The sequence below is a fragment of the Diaphorobacter sp. genome (assembly GCF_050251835.1).
Lineage (GTDB): Bacteria > Pseudomonadota > Gammaproteobacteria > Burkholderiales > Burkholderiaceae_C > JBFXIE01.
In genome coordinates, this window is sequence record NZ_JBFWLZ010000069.1 from 4,804 (window position 1) to 7,587 (window position 2,784).

Annotated in this window: 3 protein-coding genes; all 3 read right to left on the bottom strand. The window is 68.1% G+C overall.

The genetic code is table 11. The features are described 5' to 3' along the window. Positions 1 to 5: 5 nt before the first annotated feature. Positions 6 to 782 (bottom strand): enoyl-CoA hydratase, encoded by a 777-nt coding sequence (locus AB7E35_RS14585; RefSeq protein ID WP_428164412.1) that lies wholly within the window; start codon positions 780 to 782, stop codon positions 6 to 8. Between the two features lie 17 nt (positions 783 to 799). Continuing rightward, positions 800 to 1,642 carry an acyl-CoA thioesterase gene (locus tag AB7E35_RS14590; protein ID WP_428164413.1) on the bottom strand — a complete coding sequence of 281 codons (843 nt, stop codon included), beginning with the start codon at positions 1,640 to 1,642 and terminating at the stop codon, positions 800 to 802. Between the two features lie 44 nt (positions 1,643 to 1,686). Continuing rightward, positions 1,687 to 2,784: acetyl-CoA C-acyltransferase (locus AB7E35_RS14595; protein ID WP_428167816.1), on the bottom strand; the 1,098-nt coding region annotated here is incomplete at its 5' end.

Here is a 2,784-nt window from a genome sequence, read left to right on the forward strand (position 1 = left end):
CGCTTTCAGCAGTCGCTGAAATCGGGCTTCCTCTTTTCCATGAACGCGGTGAAGGCTTCGCGGGCGGCGGGTTCGGCCAGCATGCGGCCAAAAGTTTCGCCCTCTTCGGCGATGCGTTGCAGCACGGGGGCGGTCTGGCCCAGCTTCAGCAGGCGCTTGGTCTCGATCAGCGCCGACAGCGGCTTGGCCGCAAGCTTGCGCGCCTGGGCCTGGGTGATGGCGTTGCATTCGGTGGGCGGCACCACGCGGTTGACAAAACCCACCTCCAGGGCCGCCTCGGCCATGAAGGGTTCGCCCAGCAAGAGCGCCTCGGCGGCGCGGTGGTAACCCAGCATCTGCGGCGCGATCAGGCTGGAGGCTGCCTCGGGGCACAGGCCCAGGTTGACGAAGGGCATGGCAAATGCGGCGTTGTCTCCTGCATAGACCAGATCGCAGTGGAACAGCATGGTGGTGCCAATGCCCACGGCCGGGCCGCACACCGCGGCCAGTAGCGGCTTGGGGAAGGTGGCAATGGCGCGCAGGAACCTGAACACCGGCGCGTCTTGCGTGCTGGGCGGCTGCTGCAGAAAGTCGCCAATGTCGTTGCCCGCGCTGAAGATGGTGGCGTCGCCTTGCAGCACCACCACGCGCACCGACGCGTCCTGCGCCGCGGCCTCGAAGGCGTCGGCCAGTTGCGCGTACATGGCGGTGGTGATGGAGTTTTTCTTCTCCACCCGGTTGAAGGTAATGGTGGTCACGCCTGCTTCGGCGTGGATCAGGATGTCTGCGTTGGTTGTGCTCATGGCTGCGGCTCCGGGGGTCATTCTTTGTAATAGACGATCTGGTGGCTGGTGGCCAGCATGGCGCCAGCCTCGTTCCACAGCTGCACGGTCTGGTCAAAAAAGCCGTTGCGAAACTCCTGCGCCCGCGCCTGGCCCAGCAGGTAGCCCGTGCCGGTCTGTGCCAGCAGGTCGGCACCTGCATGAAAGTACACCGTGATGGACACCGTGCCCGCCGGCACCTGGCGCGCACGGCGCAGCCACACGCGGGGGAAGAACAAGTCCGCCAGCGCGGCCAGCGCGCAAAAGTCCAGCGCCCGCGCGGGTGCGTCGCGCATCCACAGCTGCGACAGGCTGGTGTCGCCGCTGTCGTCCCACTGCTCGGGCAGCGTGCCGGTCACGGGCCGCATCTCGTAGCTCTTGAGCCACTCGGAGCGAAACGCCGGCTCGGCCTGCTTGCACTGGGCGGGCGCGGGCACATGCGGCATGGGCGTGTCGGCCGCGCCCCAGGTCTCGCGCCGCGCGGCCGTGACCACGGTGGCCGTGGTGGTGACCACCGGCGCGCCATCGGCACCCGGCTGCAGGATGGACAGCGTCCAGTGCTGGGTGGACCGGTTGGTGCGCACCGGCGTGGCCTGCACCGTGAACGGCCCCCGGGCCAGCGCGCCTGCGTAGTTGACGGTGAGCGACAGGGGCTCGCCCAGCCGGTCAGGGTGCTGCATGACGGCATGCAGCAGCGTGGCCGCGGTGATGCCGCCAAACGGCCCCACCATGTTCCAGTAGGCGGGCGTGGTGCGGCCGGTGTATTGCCCGGCCACTTCGGGGTTGACGGGCGAGAGCGTCAGCGCCTCGTCCAGGGGGTGAATGCGTTGGTGCGAAGTCATGGCGCGAGTGTGCCGCTATTTTTTTTGAATCAGGAAACGGCGCGCTACACGCGCTCGAAAATGCCAGCCGCGCCCTGCCCCGTGCCCACGCACATCGTCACCATGCCGTACTTCAGTTGGTGGCGGCGCAGCGCGTGCACCACCGTGGCCGCGCGAATGGCGCCCGTGGCGCCCAGCGGGTGGCCCAGGGCGATGGCACCACCCATGGGGTTGACCTTGGCTGCATCCAGCCCCAGCGTGTTGATGACGGCCAGCGACTGGGCGGCAAAGGCCTCGTTCAGCTCGTACCAGCCGATGTCGTCGTGCTTCAGTCCGGCGTAGCGCAGCGCGGCGGGTATCGCCTCGATCGGGCCGATGCCCATGATCTCGGGCGGCACGCCGCGCGCAGCGTAGCTGACGAAGCGCGCCAGCGGCGTCAAGCCAAACTGCCTGACGGCCTTCTCGCTGGCCAGGATCAGCGCGCCCGCGCCGTCACTGGTCTGGCTGCTGTTGCCCGCCGTGACGCTGCCGCGCGCGGCGAAGACGGGCTTGAGCCTGGCCAGGCCTTCGAGAGAGGTGTCGGGGCGCGGGCCTTCGTCCAGGCTGACCGTGCGCGTCTTGGTGTTGACCTCGCCAGTCGCCAGGTCGGGGCTGCGCTCCACCACGTCAAAGGGCGTGATCTCGTCGGCAAACTCGCCTGCCTGCTGCGCCTTGATGGCGCGCAGGTGCGATTCGAGCGCAAAGGCGTCCTGCGCCTCGCGTGAAACCTTCCATTGCTGCGCCACCTTCTCGGCCGTCAGGCCCATGCCGTAGGCGATGCCCACGTTTTCGTCGCGCGCAAATACCTCGGGGTTGAAGGACGGCTTGTTGCCACCCATCGGCACCATGCTCATGGATTCGGCGCCGCCGGCGATCAGCACGTCGGCCTCGCCCACGCGGATGCGGTCGGCAGCCATCTGGATGGCCGTGATGCCCGAGGCGCAGAAGCGGTTGACGGTGACGCCGCCCACCGGGTGGTTGAACACCAGCCCCATGGCGATGCGCGCCATGTTCATGCCCTGCTCGCCCTCGGGGAAGGAGCAGCCGATGACAGCATCTTCAATCGCTTTGGGGTCCAGCGTGGGCACCTGGGCCAGGGCACCGCGAATGGCGGCGACCAGCAG